Genomic DNA, 18,716 nt, shown 5'->3' on the forward strand with positions numbered 1-18,716 from the left:
GGCTTCTGTTCGTGATCAGTCGTTCTGCACGCAGGGGTGCAGGGGTGAGTGCGCGGCGACAGGCGAACCGAACATGAGCTGCCGCCAGTCGCCGGTGAAGGTGAAGAAGCCGGCGGTGGTCCGCACGCCGAGGCGGTGCGGGGTGCGCGACCCGGAGATGTGCTCCGGCACCGACCCCATCCCGTAGACGCTCTCCAACGTCGGCCACACGGAGATGCTCAGCAGCGTCCGGGCGCCCCAGTCGACGAGCAACCGGCTGCCGATCAGCTCGGGCAACCGTCGCCGGACCGCCCGCTTGATCCGCAGGTGCAGCACCACCAACCGGAGCAGGACGAGCCGCGACGGGCACTCGAACCGGGTGATCACCACCTGTCCACCGGCCGGATCCGGCCGGAAGACCGGGGTCACCCCCAGTTCAGCAGCGATGCCTGAGCCACTGCCGCGACCAGCAGCGTCGCGCCGGACCACCGGCGGATGATCCTCTGCCAGTCCTGCCATCTCCGTCCCTTCTCCTCGTCGATCGGCGTCGTCGTCGGCTTACGGATGCTCAGCGCCACCATCGACAGCACCGCCAGGACGGCCACCACGATCAGCGTCGTCGGCAACGCCGCCGGACTCAGCAGCACCAGCGCGGCCAGCGCCACCCACAGGAACGAGGTGGTCTTCTGGGTGGTGAACAGCAGTGCCAGGTCGAAGCCCCACACCACTCCCAGCGAACCGGGTGGCAGCGTCCGGACCAGCGACTGCGGCACCTGCCGCCACACGTGCGGAGTCCGTTGCCGCAGATCCGCCACGCCGAAGCCGAGCGCCACCACGATCACCAGTCCGACCCGTACCGCCTCCGGCAGCACCGCGGTGACCCCGGTGGCGAGCAGGTAGAACGGGACCGCCAGGACCGCCGCGCCCAGGATCCCGCCGACCAGCAGGCCGAGCAGGAACCGGGTGCCACCCCACCTGTCGTCCCGCAACATCGGGCCGGCGACCCCGGCCATGGAGACGCCTCAAGGGCTGTAGCCCTGCAGGATCGCCCCCAGCAGGGCGACGCCGATCCACACTTCCATCGGTCAGGCCGTCAGCAGTTCGAGGTGCAGGTGCACTTGCCGGCGGAGGCGTTGTACGTCCCGTCGGCACGCTTCCGCTCGCAGCACTGGCAGCGGTAGATCGGCCCCACCGTGCCGAACGTGCAGGTCCACACGTAGTGGCTGGCGTTCAGGCAGGTCGTCATGCTGATGTTCGGTGGTACGTAGTCGAGGGTGCAGCAGTTCCAGTTGGCAGCCTGGGCCGGCGACCCCTTGGCGAAGACCGCGACGGCGGCGGCCAGTCCGCCGGCGCCGATACCGCGCAGTACGCCCCGTCGTTTGACCGAGGACTTGGGGACGGCAGTGGTCATGACACCTCCTGTGTGAGATGGGCTGTCGGGTGCCGTGCCCGTCGCACGTCACCCGGGGTCCTGGCGCGCTCACGCCTCCTGGGCGGAGTGGGCGGAGTGCAGGTGACCGGTCGCGGCGAGGGCGCTGTCGAGCGTCCAGAAGAGCAGCGCGGTCTCCAGCCGACCGTTGCGGAACAGCAGGGCCGCCGGGCTGGAGTCGACGTTGAACTCCCCGGTGCTCCACGCGCCGCCGTGGTCCAGGTACGGCTTGGCCCGCTCCAGCTCGTGCCGGCGGATGAAGTCCTCGCCACGCTCGCGGACACCGCAGGAGACCACCACGCCGAAGTCGACCCCACGGTCCAGGGCGTCGGGCACCTGGGCGGCGATCTGCTCGCAGCTCGCGCACGAGGAGCTGAGCACCAGCACCAGGGCGCGCTCACGGTCCCGCAGGTGCGCCAGCTCCGCCGGCCAGTTCAGCGACTCGGCGCCCAACCGGGCGTTCTCCAGGGGCTCGACCTGGGCCGTCGGCTCGTTGCTCTGCTCCGGCAATCGCGCCGCCAACTGGCCGAGCATCGCGAAAAACAGCACCATCGTTCCGGCGAGAACCAGCAGGACGAAAGCAAGGAACATGGTCATGGCGTTCATTACCCTTCGTGGTGGAGAAGCGCCCGTCACACCCGGTCGGATTGCGGGAAGAGCGGTCGTACGATCGGGAGAATCCAGCGACGGTTGGCGTAGAGCGACAGCAGCAGCGCGGCGAGCGCGGCGCCGATCACCGGCCCTGCCGGCTCTGTGGCGGCGACGTCGGCGACGGCGAGGTTGCCGACCGCGACGGCCAGCAGACCGACGCCGATGGCGATGTTCACCGGCCCGAACGGAGCACCCTCGGTGCGGCCGAAACACCCGCACGGCTCCTCGCTGCCCCGCACCGCGCCGACCAGACCGACCACCGCGAACGACAGCCCCAACGCCGCCACCAGCAGCGCACCCGCTCGCCGGCTCGGCTCCACGACCAGGGCCACAGCGGCGCACAGTTCGAGCAGGGCCACCAGCCGGACGAGACCTGACCCGGACGCCCACGGCAGGCCGATCTCCCGGAGAGCGCGGCCCAACTGCGCGCCGTCCACGGTCTTCGCGGCGGCAGCCTGCATCAACAGCGCCGCCGCCACACAGTTGACGAATAGGATGCCGACAATGGATATTGAAGCCACAACGGGCTCCTTCCCCGCTATTAGCGGAAGCGCGTCGTTACTGGCACTCTGACCCATCGACTCATTCGTACGGCACATCCCCGGCACCGCGACCGCACGGATCCGTCATCGTCATGTCATCGGCGAGCATGACTCGGCTGACGCCCGCGCTGGTGAGCCTTGGCACGGCTCTGCGGGCCACCCGGCCCACCGAACGGAGAAACGTGGAATTCGCCATTCTCGGCCCGCTGGAGGTTCGCTCCTCAGGCGCGCCGGTGGATCTGCCCGCACCCCGCCAACGACGGATCCTGGCCGCGCTCCTGGTCGCCAGCGAGGGCTGGCTGTCGGTCAACCGCCTGATCGAGGCGTGCTGGGACGACGCGGGGCCGTGGACCGCCCGCAAGCAGGTGCAGAACCAGGTCGGGGCGCTGCGGCGGCACCTCGTCCGGCACGGGGGTGACGCGAACATCGTGGTCACCCGCCCCGACGGCTACCAACTGGACGTGTCGGACGCGTACGTGGACGCGCGGGAGTTCGCCGAGACCGTCCGGCGGGCCCGGCAGGCCACCGAGATCGACACGGCTCGCGCCGTCAGCCTCTACCACGACGCGTTGACCCTGTGGCGCGGCCCCGCGCTGGACGGGCTGAACAGCCCGGCGCTGGAGCCCGCCGCCGCGCGACTGGCCGAACTGCGGCTGCTCGCCGCCGAGGAGCGCTACGACCTGGAGCTGCGGCTCGGCCGACACCGCCAGGTGCTGGCCGACCTCATCGAACTGGCCGCCGAACACCCCTCCCGGGAACGCCTACAGGCACTGCTCATGCTGGCGCTGCACCGGGAGGGCCGACAGGTGGAGGCGCACGGTGTCTACCGGCGGCTGCACGACCACCTCGCGGAGGAACTCGGGACCGGGCCGGGTGGCGAACTGCGGGAGTTGCGGGAGCGGCTGCTCTGTGACCGGGTCACCGCTTGGCAGCCGAATTCCGCTTCTTCCTGAGCTTGCGGTCGTCGCGCAGCTCCACGTACGGCTCGTCGTCGACGGCGTGGCCGGCCGAGATGGCCCGGCCGCGCTCCAACTCGGCGTCGAACTCGGCGCCCAACAGGATCGCGATGTTGCTCAGCCACAGCCAGACCAGAAAGATGATCACCCCGGCGAGCGCGCCGTACGTCTTGTTGTACGAGCCGAAGTTGCCCACGTAGAAGGCGAACAGACCGGAGATCAGCAGCCAGATCACCACGGCGAGCACCCCACCCGGGCTGACCCAGCGGAACCCGCCGTGACGGGCGTTCGGCGAGGCCCAGTAGAGGATGGCGAACATCAGGCTGACCAGGAGCAGCAGCACCGGCCACTTGGCGATGTCCCACACCGTGACGGCCGCCGAGCCGAGACCGACCACGTCCCCGACCGTCTCGGCGAGGCGGCCGGTGAAGACCACGATCACCGCACTGGCAAGCAGCAGCACCCCGACCACGGCGGTCACGCCGAGCCGGATCGGCAGCGTCTTCCAGATCGGCCGGCCCTCCGGCACGTCGTAGATGCTGTTCGAGGCACGCATGAACGCGCCGATGTAGCCCGACGCGGACCAGAACGCGGCCACCACACCGATGATCGCCGCGATGCTGGCCAGGCCGCCGTTCTTGTCCGCCGTGGTGATCGCCTCGGTGATGATCTGCCGGATGCTGTCGTTCGGCACCGCCTGGTTGACGGTGTCCTTGACACCCTCGGTGGCGCTCGTTCCGAGCAGGCCCAGGATCGAGATCAGCACCAGCAGCCCGGGGAAGATGGACAGCACGCCGTAGTAGGTGAGCGCCGCCGCCCAGTCGGTCAGGTTGTCGTCCTGGAACTCGGTGACCGTGCGGCGCAGCGCCGCCTTCCAGCCGCTGCCGGGAAGATCGGTGGGGCTGTCCGGCCCCGCATCGGGCCCGACCGGCTCGCTGCGCTCAGGCTCGCGCTCGCGGTGGGCGGAAGACTCGTCGGAGGCCATCGCCCCTCCTCTTCGTCGGCGGTGTTGCCGCATCGGCGCTGTCGCCGCCGTCGGCAATGTCGCCTTGTCGGCGGCGTCGCCGCGTCGGCGGCGTCGCCGCGTCGGCGCTGTCGCCGCCGTCGGCGGCGTCGCCTGGAGGACATGCCCCGGGAACGGCGGCGGATAACCCCTATGGGTAGAGCAACCTGCCCATCCGCCGCGACGCCACCAGCAGGCCGGCCGCCAGCATCGCCAGCAGGTAGAGCACGTCGAGCAGCCAGAGCCAACCTCCGGTGCCCAGCGCGATGCCGCGGACCAGGTGCACCGCCCGGTACAGCGGGGTGACCTCGACCAGCCAGTGCAGCAGGGTCGGGTATGCCTGCGCCGGCACGAAGGTGCCGGAGAAGAGGAACAGCGTGAACTGTGCGGACGCCACCAGGTCGAAATCCTGCCAACTGCGCATGAAGGTGGAGATCGCCATGCCGAGCGCCCCGAACGCGAACCCGACAAGGACCGCGGCCGGCAGGGTGGTCAGCGCGTGGACGACGCTTGTCAGATCCAGCGCGATCATCACGCCGAGGAACGCGGCCGAGTAGGCGCTGCCCCGCAGCATCGCCCAGCCCAGCTCACCGAGGGCGATCTCGAACGGCCGTACCGGGGTGGCGATCATCCCGTCGTACAGCTTCATGTACTTCATCTTGCCGAAGAAGTTGAATGTGGTCTCGGAGAGCGCCCCGGTCATCGCGGAGGAGGCCAGCATCGCCGGCGCCACGAACTCGGCGTACGACACCAGCCGCCCACCGGGCAGCGGCAGGTCGCCGACGAGCGTCCCGACGCCCACGCCGATGGAGAGCAGGTAGAGCAGCGGCTCCACGAAACCGGAGAGCAGCAGCAGCCAGTAGACCGACTTCAACGCGGCGACGTTGCGCTCGACCACCGACGCCGACCGCCGGGACGCGGCGGAGACGTCGACGAGCCGGGGCAGGACCAGCGTGACCACGGGATCTCCCTACACGACGAGCTTGCGGCGGAAGGTGCGCAGCGCCAGCAGCCAACCGACGGCCGCCCAGGCAGCCAGGTACAGCAGGTGCCCGGCGATCGACCACTGTGGGGCGACGCCGAGGGTCGCCGCACGGCACAGGTCGACGGCGTGCCACAGCGGCGTCACGTACGCCAGCCAGCGCAGCGCCTCGGGCAGCGAATCGACCGGAAAGAACACGCCGGCGAACAGCGTCATCGGGATGACCGCGAACCGGAACAGCATCGCCAGCCAACTGTCGCTGGACACCACCGCGGCGTACGCGAAGGTCGGCGCGGCCACGGCCAGCCCGAGCAGCGCCACCACCGGCAGGGTGGCCACCGCCCACGGCGACCGCAACGCCCCGAACAGCCCGGTGACCAGCAGGAAGGCCGCGATCGTCGTGAGCACCCGGAACAGCACGAAGGCCAGGTGCCCGGCCAGGATGTCACCGACCCGCAGCGGCGACGCCGTCTGCGCGAAGTAGGTCTTGACCCACTGGAAGTTGCTGAACACCGGCCACGTCGAGTCGCCCACGGTCACCTGGAGCGCCGTCGAGGCGATCAGCCCGGGGACCAGCCAGTCGAGATAGCGCACCCCGTCGACGCCCTGGTCGATGTACGCGCCGACGCCCAGCCCGAAGCCCAGCACGGTGAGCACCGGCAGCAGGAACGACGAGAACACCCCGGCCCGCCAGGTGCGACGAAGCCCCACCAGGTAGTGCTCGAACACCGCGTACGCCGGCACCCACGGCACCCGCGTCCGCTGCGCCACACTCACCATGACCACCCCCGTCCCCGACCTTTCTACCCCCGGGGTACGACAGGCCGCCGGTCACCCTACGACGCCCCCGTCGACGTGTCGCCCGGGTTTCGAGCGGCTCGCGCCGGCGATCGACTCACATTCAGCGAACCGGGGTGTCCACAGCGCTGTGGACACCCCGGTTCGCAGGAAACGGAGTGGATCTAGCTCTTTGCGCCAGCGGGCGCCCGTCAGGTCCCAGGGGCGGACACCTGCCGGCGCCCGCCCCTCGAATCGACCAACCGGGTCGACTGTGTTACCAGATCGTGCGGCAGGTCTTCTCGGTGCCGCTCGCCGGTACGAACGCCATCGCGTCCCAGGCGATGTCGACGTCGCCGGTCGCACCCTCGATCTTGTTACTGAGCTGCACCCGGGCACGCGGCCCGAGGGTGTAGCGGCCCAGGCTCACCCACCTGTCGACGCCCAGAGTCTTGGCGTCCTGGTTCACCGTGCAGGTCTTTTCGGTGTCGCGGGGATCGCCGTAGATGCCGATGCCCGGTTTGATTATGTATTCGGCCGCCGTCTCATTGGCGCCGTGCGACGGCAGGTGCACCACGATGTCCCAGCTCTTGATGCCACTGCGGATATCTGGCGTCCAGGTGCCGACGACCTGATGCAGCGGCGCGAAGTCGGGGTCGACGCTGTGGGTGAACCACATGTGGCCGAGATAGCCCGCACCGATCTGGTGCACGTCGATGTCCGCGTGGAAGCCCATCAGATCACCTGCCGGGGACCCCAGGCGGAGGGTGAACTTGCCACCCCAGCTCTGCCCCGCGCAGCCCAGCGTATTGATCGACGAGTCTCTCAGGTCGTCGACCACCAGGGCCCCGCTCGCCGAGAACGGGGTGCACCGCTTCGGATACACCGCCTTGACGGCAGGCTCCGCGGAGCCCACCGCGTACACCAGCTTCTCAGTGCTCAGTGGAGCGGCCTCGGTGACCCAGGTGGTATCGCTGTGCCACCAGCAGGACTCGTCGCAGGCCGAGTTGTCCCCGGTCGCCGAGCAGTGGTTCGACGAGGTGCAGAACTGGTACCTGCTCGGCAGGCTGAGCTGGTTGCGCGATGAACCGAACAGCGGCGTGGAGTACTTCGTCACCGGGTCGATCCACTGCCACTGCGGCACCTCGGCCCAGCCCATGATCCGCTCCGGGTACGACCAGTCCGACGGGTGGCTCGCATCCTCCTTGTCAATCCGCAGGAACGGATCCCGGTTCGCCGGATACGTCGGGTTCGCCGGGTTGTTGAACCAGCCGAGCCCGTAGTTGCTGCCCGCACCCGGCTCGCCCCGGGCGTGCACTCCGCTGTTGTATCCCCAGACCGCCAGGAACCAGTTCTCGATGTAGAGGGGGTCGTTGGTGTTGACGGTGATGCCGAGCGCCTGCACCTCGTTGAACTTCTTCACAAGGATCTGCAGACCAGCCGCGATGTTCGCGGCGTAGTCGCTGGAGATGGCCACCCGCTCCTGCTCGGAAAGGCCCGGCGTGGAACCGAAATTCATGCCGTCGGTGACCTGGGATATGCCGTACCCACAGTCGCTGCTGCTGTAGTCGATGGAGTCCCAAACGCCGCTGCTGCGGTTGCCGTAGTAGTCGGAGACGAGCGGGTTGCCGCCGTCGCCCGGAGAGGCGTGCCAGGAAGCCTGCGCCATGTTGGTCTCCTGGGCCAGCACCGCCAGCATCACCTGCGCCGGCACCCGCGGCCCGGACGGCAGGGGGAACATCCCCTGCGGCGTGTACGCCGGCATGCCGGTCTTCAGGTAGTTGGCCGGCCGCGAGACGGTCAGCTTGCCCTGCACGGCGAGGTCCACCGCCCACTCCACCTGGTTGGCGCTCGGCTGGAGCACCTGCCGGCGGATGTCGTTACGCGGAACCGCGCACCTCGGCTGGTAGGCGGGGTGGGTGATGACCTCTCCGGCTGCCCTGGCGCTGGGCGCCTCCATACCACCGGCGCGGGGCGCGGAGTCCGCCGGCGCCTTCCGCATCGCGGTCACCGTGTGCCGGCTCTCCCGACCGGTGGCGGTGGCCCGGACCCTGATGTCGAAACGGGACTGTCCGTCAGCCTGGTCCGTCTCGGCCGGGCGAACCGACATCGCCAGCAGGTGACCCTCCCGGGACGCCACGCGCGACTTGTCGGCGGCCGTGAGCAGCACCAGATCGACGGGGGGCCGACGGATGCCGCCGACGTCACCGATGAGGGCATTGCGGCCACCGGAGAGACCGATCAGTTCGAGCCCGGTGGCACGGCCCGTGCCGAGGGTGGTGTGTCCCCGGCCGACGTACCGGTGGGCGGTCGCCCGACCCTCCGCGCCCGGCTTCGCCTCGTCCACGGTCAGCACGTCGACCGCGCCGGCGGCCGTCGCCCGGACGGCGAAGGGCTGCCCACCCGGGTCGGCCAGCTTGGTGAGCCTGCCGCTTCGGAGCCGGTAGAGGTCGCCCCGGAGGATGCCGTAGTCACCCTCGGCCGCAGGTGCCGCGTTGGTGAACTGCCCGGCCAAGCGGACCGTCGAGGCCACCTTGCCGGCTGCCGCGTCGATGGCGATGACCTCGGTGGTCTGCTGGCCGACGTCGGTTGGCCTGGTGACCAGCACACGTTCGCCAGCCCCGCAGGACGGGTTGTAGTACGCCAGCTGGACCCGTTCTCTCAGCGGCGTGGCCTTGCCTGTGGTCAGGTCGACCACGGCGACGTAGGCACCCTTCGTGGCCAGTTCCGGCTTGTTGCTGTACGAGCTCGGGGCATAGACCGCGACGGCCCGCCTACCGGAGCCGGTGACGCAGACGGTGCCCGTCCAGGTGCCGGCATCGGGGAGACCGGCGTTCAGCGTGGTCAAGGTCGACCAGGCGAAGGCCTCCTTCTCCCGGGCCACGAGCAGGTGGAAGCCGTTGCGGTCCCCGACACCAGTGACGAGTTGGTCGCTTGATCCGGCCCAGGCGGCGCCGAGTGATGCGTCCGGGTCGGCAAGCGCCCCGCGGCTCAGGGTCTCCACGGGCACCGGCGAGACTGGTCGGGCGGCCGCGGGCTGGGGGCTGACAAGCGCCGACGCCCCGAGCGCGACCACCACACCGAAGGCCGTCAGGACCATCCGGCGCACCGGCCGGGTCCGTTTCAGATCCAGTCGGTGCATGACAGCTCCTCGTCCGGATCGTTTGTCGGAGTGGGAGGCTCCTCCGAGCCGCCGGCGATGTACCAACAGGACTTCACCGAGGTGTTCCAATCGGTCATCGCCGAGCGCCACAGGTCCACATCGGCGGACGTGTAGTTGACGTAGCTGCCCGGGAAGAGGTCGGACTCTGCCTCGGGCTTGCGCATCTCGTTCGCGCCGTACTGGCTGAGCCCCCAGAACTGGAACTCCGGCTCCCAGTCGGTCTCGTCGAAGGTGATGTGCCAGTCGGCCCAGGTTGCCTGACAGGCCGGCGAGTAGAAGACCGTGTTTGTGCCATCCATCAGCTTGCTGTTGTCCACAGGCGATTCGATGTAGATCCGTTGGTCACCGACAATGACCTTGTCGGCCAGGCAACCGGCGTCGTCGGCCCACCTGCCCTTGCATGTCTCCGCCTTGCAGCCGGCGGCACGGGCCACCTGCGGTGGGGTCACCGCCGCTCCGCCCACTGCGAGCAGGACGCTGAGGGCAACGGCCGATCCGAGGGCGCGCCACCACCTGCCGCGGCTGGCGGATACGGACGAGGCACGCCTGCTCAGGCTGCGCATCGACCGCTCCCTGGTCGAGTCGGGCGAACTTCGAGAATCATCATGGTTCCGGAGAGTCCCCGAGGCCATCACGGTCGGATCACCGTCACGTCATAGCCAGGGGTCTGCCCGATCGGCCGGCGACGGTCAGCCGACCAGCGGCATGCTCGCGCCAATGATCAACTCGGATTCTCCGAACCCGCGGTGTCCGCAGCACTGCTCCACATCGGCGATCTGGCGGCATCCCGCCACCGGGACACCCCCGTATCACCGAGATGGAGTTGATCAACCCGCGCGAACGGCGCCGAGTCCGACGAACGCGCGCCACGCGTCCGGCGCGAAGACCAGCACCGGGCCGGTCGGGTCCTTCGAGTCACGAACGGCCACCAACCCGGGCAGGTTGTCGGCCACCTCCACGCAGTTGCCGCCATCGGGGCCGCTACGGATGCTCTTGCGCCACCGGGCACCGGTCAAATCCATGTCTCTGCCACTTCCGCCAGGAGATCGAGGGACTGCCTGTGCGATAGTGCCTCACCACGGATCGACTCCCACACCTCGACCATCTGCGCGCCTGGCGTTGCTCGGGGAGTACCGCGAGAACAGGACCGGCCTGCTCATCTACCTTGCCACGCTGCTTATGGAGGCGGACGGAGACCTCGCGAACCAGCTCGGACACGACCGCCTGAGGGATCGATTCCTCACCTGGGCGAGGGCCCGATGACCGGAGAGCAGGTGGCGGAAGAGGTCAGTCGATCAGGGTGCGGCCGGTCAGGTGCAGGAAGACGTCCTCCAGGCCGCTGCGCCGCACCAGCACGTTTGCCGGGTTGAGCCCCAACGCGGTGACCTCGGCGACCGCCGCGTCACCGTCGGGGACGTAGAGCAGGACCCGGTCGGGCAGCACCTCGACCCGCTCCCCCAGACCGTCGAGCTTGCCGGCGAAGGGCTCCTGCGACTCGGCCGCGAAACGCAGCTCGACCACCTCACGGGTGGAGTGCTCCTCGATCAGCGCCCGGGGTGAACCCTCGGCGACGATCCGCCCGCCGTCCATGACCACCAGCCGGTCGCAGAGCTGCTCGGCCTCGTCCATGTAGTGCGTGGTGAGCACAAGCGTCACTCCCTGCTGCTTGAGTCGGAACAGCCGCTCCCACACCAGGTGCCGGGCCTGCGGGTCGAGCCCGGTGGTCGGCTCGTCGAGGAGCACGATCTCCGGGTCGTTGACGAGCGCGCGGGCGATTGTCAGACGACGCTTCATCCCGCCGGAGAGCGGCTCGACCCTACTGTCGGCACGCTCGGTGAGCTGAACGAAGTCGAGCAGCTCGGCGGCCCGCTCCCGGGCGACCCGACGCGGGATGCCGAAGTAGCGGGCGTACACCGTGAGGTTTTCCCGGACGGTCAGCTCCGGGTCGAGATTGTCCATCTGCGGGCACACGCCGAGGCGGGCCCGGATCGCCGGCCCGTCACGGACCGGATCCAGGTCGAGGATGCGCAGCTCACCGCCGCTGGGTGGGGAGATGCAGCCGACCATCCGCATGGTGGAGGACTTGCCGGCGCCGTTGGGGCCGAGGAAACCGAACGCCTCGCCCGAACGCACCTCGACGTCGATGCCGTCGACGGCGGTGAAGTCACCGAACCGCTTCACCAGCCCACGAGCCTGAATCAGTGGTCGCCCCGAAGTCACCGCCCGACCCTAGCCGCCAGGTCCGACAGTCCTCCACGCGAATACGTCAGCCGTCCACCGGCGCGGTGGCGGCCCGCGCGGTGGCGACCAGCCGGTCGGTCTCGTCGAGCAGGGCCGGCTCGTCCGCCGAGGTGCCGGGATCGAGGCGGACCGTCCAGGTCAGACCGTCCACGCCTGCCACCCGCCGGGCCGCGACCCGGGCCGCGCCGCCGGGCACCGGGTGGTGTTCGGTGTACGCGACGGAGCGCGTCACCCGGGCCCGCACCTGGTGCGGCAGCTCACCCGGGTCGAGCAGCAGGTACGTCTCCGCCGGCCCGTCGGCGACCACTGCGTAGCCGTCGCGCTCGGCGACGGTCTCGGCGGGCGTGACGGTCAGCTCCCGACCGGACCAGACGGCCTTGAGGACGTCGTGCCAGCCGATGCGGTGGCCCCGCCCGGGCAGCCACAGCCCGAGGTTGCTGGCCACGACGACCCCGTCGCCCTCGCCGTTGCCCGCCGCCGACCAGGCGAGCACCCGCTCGTCGGCGGCCAGCGGCGGCCGGTCGGCCGGCGGCAACTTCGGCTTGCGGCTGAACAGTCCCATCTAGAGCCCTCCCGCGGCCTGCTCGCGCAACGCCCGGGCATGCTGCTCGAGCGACAGCAGTTCGCCGAAGGCGGCGAAGTACTCGTCCTTGTTGTTGACCGGGTTGATCCGCTGGATGCGCGACTTGAGGTCGCGGATGCGGGCCGTCACCGACCCGAACTGCACCCGGGCCATGGTGATCGACACGTACCGCGGGTCCGGGTCGCCGTCGATCCGCAGCGGCTCCACGGCCAGCTCGCCGACGAGGGCCGCCGAGGCCAGGTCGTCGCAGGCGTCGCGGACCTTCTCGATCCACACCGCGCCGCCGGTCGCCGAGACGGCCCCACCGGCCTCCGCGACGGCCGTCCGCACGGCGACGTGCACCGGGTGGCGGTATTCGGTGGCCTCGACCGCGTCGAACATCGGCCCGGCCAGCACCGGCTGTTGCAGGGCGAGCTTCAACGCCTCACGCTCGACCATCGACTGCGGGCTGTCCAGGGCCGGCTCGGGGCGGGCCGGGGCGGATCGCGGGGCGGGCGCGGCGTCCCGGGCGCCGGGCGGCGGGGTGTTGGCGGCGGCGAGCACCGCCCGCTGCACCGGCTCGATCTCCATCCCGAGGTCCATGGCGAGCTTGCGGACGTACTCCGGGCGTTTCTCCCGGTCTTTCAGTTGCGCGACGAGCGGCGCGGCCCGACGCATCGCCTCGACCCGGCCGTCGACGGTGTCGAGGTCGAAGCGGCTGATCTCGTGGCGTAGCGCGAAGTCGACGAGCGGCTCGCGCCTGGCGACCAGGTCGCGGACCGCCAGGTCGCCCTTGGCCAACCGCAGGTCGCACGGGTCCATGTTGTCGGGGCTGACCGCGATGAAGGTACGGCCCACGAAGCGCTGGTCGTCGGAGAAGGCGCGCAGCGCCGCCTTCTGCCCGGCGGCGTCCCCGTCGAAGGTGAAGATGATCTCGCCGGCCACCGAGTCGGTGTCCAGCAGGAGTCGGCGCAGCACCCCGATGTGGTCCGCGCCGAACGCGGTCCCGCAGGTCGCCACCGCAGTCGTCACCCCGGCCAGGTGGCAGGCCATCACGTCGGTGTAACCCTCGACGATCACCGCGCGGCCCTGCTTGGCGATCTCCCGCTTGGCCTGGTCGATGCCGTAGAGCACGTGCGACTTCTTGTAGATCGGCGTCTCGGGGGTGTTCAGGTACTTCGGGCCGTCGTCGTCGTCGAAGAGCTTGCGGGCCCCGAAGCCGATCACGTCGCCGGCCAGGTCGCGGATCGGCCAGAGCAGCCGGCGCCGGAACCGGTCGATGAGCGTGCCCGAGCGGGACTCCCGGGACAGCCCGGCGGTGACCAGCTCCTGGTGGGTGAAGCCCTGCTGGCGCAGGTGCTTGGTGAGCAGGTCCCAGCCCTCCGGCGCGAACCCGCACCCGTAGCGCTCGGCGGCGGCCCGGTCGAAGCCCCTCCTGGCCAGGAACTCCCGGGCGGGCCGGGCCCCGGCGGTGCTGAGCTGCGCCCGGTAGAACTCGACAGCGGCGGCGTGCGCGGCGACCAGGCGCTGCCGTTGGCCCTGCTGGGGGCGGGGACGCGGGGTGCTGCGGTCGTCCTCGACGTAGCGCAGCTGGATGCCGGCACGCCCGGCCAGCCGCTCGACCGACTCGACGAAGCTGAGGTGCTCGGCGTCCATCAGGAACTTGATCGCGTCGCCGCCCGCGCCGCAGCCGAAGCAGTACCAGACGTTGCGGGCCGGCGAGACGTTGAACGACGGGCTCTTCTCGTCGTGGAACGGGCACAGGCCCTTGAGGTTGCCGCCGCCTGCGGACTTCAGGGTGACCGTCTCGGAGATCACATCCCCGATCGAGGTGCGTTCCCGGACCAGTGCGATGTCCTCGTCCCGGATCCGCCCAGCCATGCGCCACCCCCTCGGCGTACATCCTGCCCTGCCGGACCGCCGACACGCCGGCCGGGGGACGCCTGTGTGGCGACCGCCGCTGCCGGCTGGCCGGTTCCGGCCCGGCCGCCGGGCCCGCGCGGGGACCATGACCAGATGCGCAGGGTACGGACCGGACCTCCCCACCTGCCGAGTTGGTTGGCCACTCGGATGGGTCTACGCGGACTGGCCCCACGAGCCGACGAGGCCGGTCACCGGCACGCCACCTGGTTGGAGCTGTTCCTCGACCTCATCTTCGTGTACGCGCTGGGGGCGGTGGTGGCCCGGCTGGGCAACGAGCCGAACCCGTCGCCGACTGCCGTGCTGGCCGTGATCGGGCTCTTCGTGGTGATTCAGTGGGCCTGGCTGGGGCAGGTCTACTACGACACCCGGTTCGACCCGGACGACGCGCTGCACCGACTGCTGGTGCTTGTCGCGTTGATCGGCGCGGGCGCGATGACGCTCGGGGTGGACGAGGTGCCGGAGAGCGTGCTCCTACCGGTCGGGTACCTGATCGTGCGGGGCGTGCTGCTCCTGCTGTACCTGCGGGCCCGCCCCACCAGCCCGATGGCCCGCATGGTGACGACCGTCTACCTGATCGGCTTCGGGTCGGGCTGGCTGATCTGGCTGGTGTCGCTGACGACGCCCACCGAGCTGCGCCCCGTCCTGTGGATCGTCGCGATGGTCGTCGAACTGGCCACGCCCTGGGTCGGCGTACGGTGGCTCAACCGCTGGCCGGTGGACAACCGGCACCTGCCGGAACGGATCGGCCAGTTCACCATCATCGTGCTGGGCAGCGCGCTGGCCAGCCTGCTCTTCGCGGTGCCGGACCACCCTCCGCCCCACATGATCCTCACCGCCGCGATGGCCTTCCTGATCCCGGCGGCCGTCTGGTGGGTCTACACCACTTTCGTCACCACCCGCCTGCTCCAGAGTCGGCTGCGCGGCGGGCAGGCGTACAGCTTCCTGCACATCCCGCTCGGCGGCGCGCTGCTGCTGCTCGGCTGGGCGCTCGGCCAGGTGGTCCGGCTCGTCGACGACAACGCGGCCGGGCTGCCGCTGGAGCTGCGGCTTCTGCTGGGCGCCGCGATGGTGGTCTGGACGCTGTGTGGCCTGGCCCTGTACTGGTTGTGGACCCGACCGAGCCTCGCCCGGTTGGCGATCTCCGCCTACGGGGTGCTCTCGGTCTCCCTGATCACCGCGACTGTGCACCGACCGAGGGTGATGCTGTTGCTGCTCTCCCTGGCGGTCGTCGGGTACGCCGTGCTGCTCAGCCGGCGACTCGCCCGGGCCGGCGCGGAGAGCCGCACACCCGAGGGCTGAGCGGCCCTCAGGCGGCGGTGGCCTCCTCGGCTGCGACCTGGTTGTTCCAGTCGGCCTTGGTGGAGCGCCAGCCCTCGTCGTCCATGCCCCGTCGCCAGTAGCCGGAGATGGAGAGCTGGTCGAGGGGTAGGCCCCGCTCGCCGCGCAGCAGCCGGCGCAGGTCCCGGACGAAGGCGGCCTCGCCGTGCACGAACGCGTGCACCCGACCGGCCGGGAACTCCAACGCTCGTACCGCCGCGACGAGCGCCTCGCCCACCGGGCGGTCCCCCCGGTGCAGCCAGGTCAGCTCGACCGCGCCGGGGCTGAGCAGCTTCTGCTCGTCCGCCGGGTCGGCGATCTCCACGAAGACGCGGGCGGGAGCGCCCAACGGCAGCCGTTCCAGGGCGGCGGCGATCGCCGGCAGGGCGCTCTCGTCGCCGACCAGCAGGTGCCAGTCCGCCGCCGGGTCCGGGGCGTACGCCCCGCCGGGGCCGACGAAGTGCACCGGGTCACCCGGGCGCAGCGCGGCGGCCCACGGACCGGCCAGCCCCTCGTCGCCGTGGTGCACCACGTCCACTGTCAACTCCCCGGCCAGCGGGTCCCACCGCCGCACGGTGTACGCGCGCAGCCGGGGCCACTGCTCCCGGGGCAGGTCACGGCGGATCGCGGCGAGGTCGAGCGGCTGCGCGTACGCGACGCCGGGGTGCGGAAAGACCAGCTTGATGTAGTGGTCGGTGAACTCGCCCACCGGCAGGCCGATCAGCTCGTCCCCACCGAGGACGAGCCGGATCAGGTGCGGGGTGGGTCGCTCGGTGCGCAGCACCTGGACCGCTGTGACGTTCCTTGGGCGTTCCGACATGCACTTAGGTTAACCTAAGTTGTCGCGGATGCCTCCGGCGGTGCGCCGCCGGAGACGAGACGGGCGTGCCAGCTCATCGCCGCCGGGTCGGTGAGCGAGGCGATCTGGTCGATCACCACACGCAGCCGGGCGGCGTCGTCCGGCGCGGCCCGCCACAGCGGTGCGAACACCGAGTCGAGCCCGTCCGGCGCCCGTCGGACCAGCGCCGCCGCCAGCTCGGCGAGCATCGTCCGCTGCCGCTCGTAGCGCCCCCGGAAGCCGGTGCGCCGCATCACGTAGCGCAGGGCGATGCCCTTGAGCAGCGCGCACTGCGCCCGGACCCGTCTCGGCACCACCAGGTCGGCGGCGTAGCGACGGTGCGGCCCGGGGCCGTACCGCTCCTCGGTGGCCGCCACCGCCGCCGACACGAACCGACCGGTCAGGCCGCTGGTGGTGGCCTTCAGCGCGACCAGTGCGCGGTGGCTGCCGTCGTAGGAGGTGAGCGGGGCGAGCAGCGGATCGGCGAGCAACTCGACGAGCACCTCGGCCAGGTCGGCCGGGGACTCCCCGGAGTAGGCGGCGGCCACGTCCGCGCAGAGCGCGGCCCGCTCGTCGGCGTCCGCGAGCAGCGGGCGCAGCACGACGTACCCGCCGTGGATGCCGTCCTCCACGTCGTGCACCGAGTACGCGACGTCGTCGGCCCAGTCCATCACCTGCGCCTCCAGGCAGCGCCGGTCGCCGGGCGCACCGGCCCGGATCCAGCCGAACACCGCGGCGTCGTCGGCGTACACCCCGAACTTGCGCTGCCCGTCCCGACGCGGCCAGGGGTACTTGCCGATCGCATCGAGCGACGCCCGGGTGAGGTTCAGCCCGGCCGACGAACCGTCCGGGGCGAGCACCTTCGCCTCCAGCCGGGTCAGCACCCGCAGCGTCTGCGCGTTGCCCTCGAAGCCGCCGCAGGGCGCGGCCAGCAGGTCCAGCGCCGCCTCGCCGTTGTGCCCGAACGGCGGGTGCCCGAGGTCGTGGGCGAGCCCGGCGACGTCGACCACGTCCGGGTCGCAACCCAGCCGGGCACCCATCTCCCGGGCGATCTGGGCCACCTCCAGCGAGTGCGTCAGCCGGGTACGCAGGAAGTCGTCGGTGCCGGCGGTGTGCACCTGGGTCTTGGTCGCCAACCGGCGAAACGCCGCGGAGTGCAGCACCCGGGCACGGTCGCGCTCGTACGGCGACCGGCGGTGGCCGGTGTCCTTGGGCGGCTCCTCGACGAGGCGGGCGTCAGCGCGATTCACTTCTCACGCAGAACGCAGAACTCGTTGCCCTCCGGGTCGGACAGGACCGTCCACCCGACGTCACCCTGACCGACGTCGACGTGCCGGGCGCCCATGTCGACCAGGCGCTCGACCTCGGCCTCCCGGTCGGCCGGACGCAGGTCGAGGTGTAGGCGGTTCTTGCGCTCCTTGCCGTCGGGCACCGGCACGAAGACCAGGCCGGGAAGGCTGTCGGCGGACTTGCGGATCTCCACCTCGTCCGGTCTCTCGGCGACCACCTGGTAGCCGAGTGCCTCTGCCCACCAGCGGGCCAGTCGGGCCGGATCGCGGGCGTCGATGGTCAGGTTCTCCCAGACGCTTGTCATACAACCACCTCTCCCGTCGACGGCGGACATCGCCGGCCGTGTGTGAGCGAGCCAAGGTTACGCCCGCCGATGCCGCTCGACCCGCCCGCGACGCAGCACCGGCGGGCGCGCAACCGCCAATCGGCCCCCAGTTGCGAACCGATCGCCCTGGGTTACGGGCTCGCGGGCGCAAGTGGCCAGCGGTAGCGTTCCCAGCGCGGAAAGTGACCAGCCGACCGAGATGCGGAGCCGACCGCTAGGGAGACGCTCGTGGATGCAGACACGGTGGTGGGAACGGAACTGCTCGGGCTGCGCCGACGCCGACCCGAGGTCGCCGGCGCCGTGCTGGCCGGCACCGACGGGCTGCTCATCTCCAGCGACCTGCCGAGCACCGACGCCACACACCTCGCCGCGCTCGCCGCGGCCAGCTACGGGCTCGGTCACCGGGTCGCCGACACGGTCCGGCGGGGTGAGTTCCGCGAGTCGGTGGTACGCACCACCGACGGCTGCGTGGTCACCTACCCGGCCGGGCGCAGCGCCCTGCTGACACTGGTCACCGCGTCGGCGGCGGAGGATCTGGAAGGGCTGCACGAGGAGGCTCGGGCGGTGGCGCACCGGGCCGGCCGCGTGCTGGACACCCGTGGCGGCGGGATCGGCGCCACGGCGGTGCCCGACGCGCACGCGCCGCTTGCCGTGCGTACCCCGATGGCGACCCTGCCGGCGCAGTTGCGCCGCTCGGCCCGACCCACCTGGCGTCGCCCGCCGATCTGACCGTCGGCG

19 protein-coding genes and 2 pseudogenes are annotated in these 18,716 nt (G+C 70.9%); 3 read left to right on the forward strand and 18 right to left on the reverse strand.

The annotated features are described in order from the left end of the window. Positions 1-15: 15 nt before the first annotated feature. The 5 genes from OOJ91_RS14135 to OOJ91_RS14155 all read right to left on the reverse strand — a co-directional run bounded on the left by OOJ91_RS14135 (position 16) and on the right by OOJ91_RS14155 (position 2,580). The gene (locus OOJ91_RS14135; RefSeq protein ID WP_266245055.1) at positions 16-369 is read right to left on the reverse strand and encodes a hypothetical protein; all 354 of its coding nucleotides are present in this window, start codon (positions 367-369) and stop codon (positions 16-18) included. Between the two features lie 35 nt (positions 370-404). Continuing rightward, a complete protein-coding gene (locus OOJ91_RS14140) occupies positions 405-992 on the reverse strand; it encodes a hypothetical protein (RefSeq protein ID WP_266245056.1) in 588 nt (195 codons plus the stop codon). Positions 993-1,072: 80 nt separating this feature from the next. Beyond that, entirely contained in the window at positions 1,073-1,390 is a 318-nt protein-coding gene (locus OOJ91_RS14145) for a hypothetical protein (protein WP_266245057.1), read from the reverse strand. Between the two features lie 69 nt (positions 1,391-1,459). After that, positions 1,460-2,005 carry a hypothetical protein gene (locus OOJ91_RS14150; RefSeq protein WP_266245058.1) on the reverse strand — a complete coding sequence of 182 codons (546 nt, stop codon included), beginning with the start codon at positions 2,003-2,005 and terminating at the stop codon, positions 1,460-1,462. Between the two features lie 35 nt (positions 2,006-2,040). Continuing rightward, complete coding sequence (locus OOJ91_RS14155) at positions 2,041-2,580, reverse strand: MauE/DoxX family redox-associated membrane protein (RefSeq protein ID WP_266245060.1); 540 nt, start codon at positions 2,578-2,580, stop codon at positions 2,041-2,043. Positions 2,581-2,708: 128 nt separating this feature from the next. Between OOJ91_RS14155 and OOJ91_RS14160 the strand changes: the two genes are divergently transcribed. Next, the gene (locus OOJ91_RS14160) at positions 2,709-3,554 is read left to right on the forward strand and encodes an AfsR/SARP family transcriptional regulator (protein WP_266245061.1); all 846 of its coding nucleotides are present in this window, start codon (positions 2,709-2,711) and stop codon (positions 3,552-3,554) included. Here OOJ91_RS14160 and OOJ91_RS14165 read toward each other — a convergent pair. The 10 genes and pseudogenes from OOJ91_RS14165 to dnaG all read right to left on the reverse strand — a co-directional run bounded on the left by OOJ91_RS14165 (position 3,520) and on the right by dnaG (position 14,188). Next, positions 3,520-4,542 carry a YihY/virulence factor BrkB family protein gene (locus OOJ91_RS14165; protein WP_266245063.1) on the reverse strand — a complete coding sequence of 341 codons (1,023 nt, stop codon included), beginning with the start codon at positions 4,540-4,542 and terminating at the stop codon, positions 3,520-3,522. The two genes, OOJ91_RS14160 and OOJ91_RS14165, sit on opposite strands and share 35 nt — an antisense overlap. Before the next feature lie 169 nt (positions 4,543-4,711). Beyond that, positions 4,712-5,521, reverse strand: coding sequence for an ABC transporter permease (locus OOJ91_RS14170; RefSeq protein ID WP_266245064.1), 810 nt, complete (start codon positions 5,519-5,521; stop codon positions 4,712-4,714). 9 nt (positions 5,522-5,530) lie between these two features. Next, complete coding sequence (locus OOJ91_RS14175; RefSeq protein WP_266245065.1) at positions 5,531-6,322, reverse strand: ABC transporter permease; 792 nt, start codon at positions 6,320-6,322, stop codon at positions 5,531-5,533. A gap of 274 nt (positions 6,323-6,596) precedes the next feature. After that, positions 6,597-9,461, reverse strand: coding sequence for a hypothetical protein (locus tag OOJ91_RS14180; RefSeq protein WP_266245066.1), 2,865 nt, complete (start codon positions 9,459-9,461; stop codon positions 6,597-6,599). Further along, positions 9,443-9,931, reverse strand: coding sequence for a hypothetical protein (locus OOJ91_RS14185; protein WP_266245067.1), 489 nt, complete (start codon positions 9,929-9,931; stop codon positions 9,443-9,445). The genes OOJ91_RS14180 and OOJ91_RS14185 overlap by 19 nt, the downstream gene beginning before the upstream one ends. Before the next feature lie 378 nt (positions 9,932-10,309). After that, entirely contained in the window at positions 10,310-10,504 is a 195-nt protein-coding gene (locus tag OOJ91_RS14190; protein ID WP_266245069.1) for a DUF397 domain-containing protein, read from the reverse strand. Next, positions 10,495-10,593: pseudogene (locus OOJ91_RS34590) on the reverse strand (helix-turn-helix domain-containing protein); the annotation flags it as partial. The gene OOJ91_RS14190 and the pseudogene OOJ91_RS34590, both read right to left, overlap by 10 nt. Before the next feature lie 176 nt (positions 10,594-10,769). Continuing rightward, positions 10,770-11,702 (reverse strand): ABC transporter ATP-binding protein, encoded by a 933-nt coding sequence (locus OOJ91_RS14195; RefSeq protein ID WP_266245070.1) that lies wholly within the window; start codon positions 11,700-11,702, stop codon positions 10,770-10,772. Between the two features lie 46 nt (positions 11,703-11,748). Then, positions 11,749-12,285 (reverse strand): hypothetical protein, encoded by a 537-nt coding sequence (locus OOJ91_RS14200; protein WP_266245071.1) that lies wholly within the window; start codon positions 12,283-12,285, stop codon positions 11,749-11,751. After that, positions 12,286-14,188: pseudogene (dnaG, locus tag OOJ91_RS14205) on the reverse strand (DNA primase). A gap of 113 nt (positions 14,189-14,301) precedes the next feature. Here dnaG and OOJ91_RS14210 point away from each other — a divergent pair. Further along, positions 14,302-15,507 (forward strand): low temperature requirement protein A, encoded by a 1,206-nt coding sequence (locus OOJ91_RS14210; RefSeq protein WP_266245072.1) that lies wholly within the window; start codon positions 14,302-14,304, stop codon positions 15,505-15,507. 7 nt (positions 15,508-15,514) lie between these two features. On the opposite strand, the gene OOJ91_RS14215 is transcribed toward OOJ91_RS14210, so the two are convergent. The 3 genes from OOJ91_RS14215 to OOJ91_RS14225 are packed head-to-tail and all read right to left on the reverse strand — an operon-like array spanning position 15,515 to position 17,957. Further along, positions 15,515-16,345 (reverse strand): siderophore-interacting protein, encoded by an 831-nt coding sequence (locus OOJ91_RS14215; RefSeq protein ID WP_266245074.1) that lies wholly within the window; start codon positions 16,343-16,345, stop codon positions 15,515-15,517. A 14-nt stretch (positions 16,346-16,359) separates the two neighbouring features. Beyond that, the gene (locus OOJ91_RS14220; protein WP_266245076.1) at positions 16,360-17,613 is read right to left on the reverse strand and encodes a deoxyguanosinetriphosphate triphosphohydrolase; all 1,254 of its coding nucleotides are present in this window, start codon (positions 17,611-17,613) and stop codon (positions 16,360-16,362) included. Next, the gene (locus OOJ91_RS14225; protein ID WP_266245078.1) at positions 17,610-17,957 is read right to left on the reverse strand and encodes a VOC family protein; all 348 of its coding nucleotides are present in this window, start codon (positions 17,955-17,957) and stop codon (positions 17,610-17,612) included. The genes OOJ91_RS14220 and OOJ91_RS14225 overlap by 4 nt, the downstream gene beginning before the upstream one ends. 249 nt (positions 17,958-18,206) lie before the next feature. Here OOJ91_RS14225 and OOJ91_RS14230 point away from each other — a divergent pair, with 249 nt between their 5' ends. Beyond that, on the forward strand, positions 18,207-18,707 hold the full coding sequence (locus tag OOJ91_RS14230) for a roadblock/LC7 domain-containing protein (protein ID WP_266245079.1): 501 nt from the start codon (positions 18,207-18,209) through the stop codon (positions 18,705-18,707). Positions 18,708-18,716 lie beyond the last annotated feature (9 nt).

Source organism: Micromonospora lupini (genome assembly GCF_026342015.1).
GTDB classification, from domain to species: domain Bacteria; phylum Actinomycetota; class Actinomycetes; order Mycobacteriales; family Micromonosporaceae; genus Micromonospora; species Micromonospora lupini_B.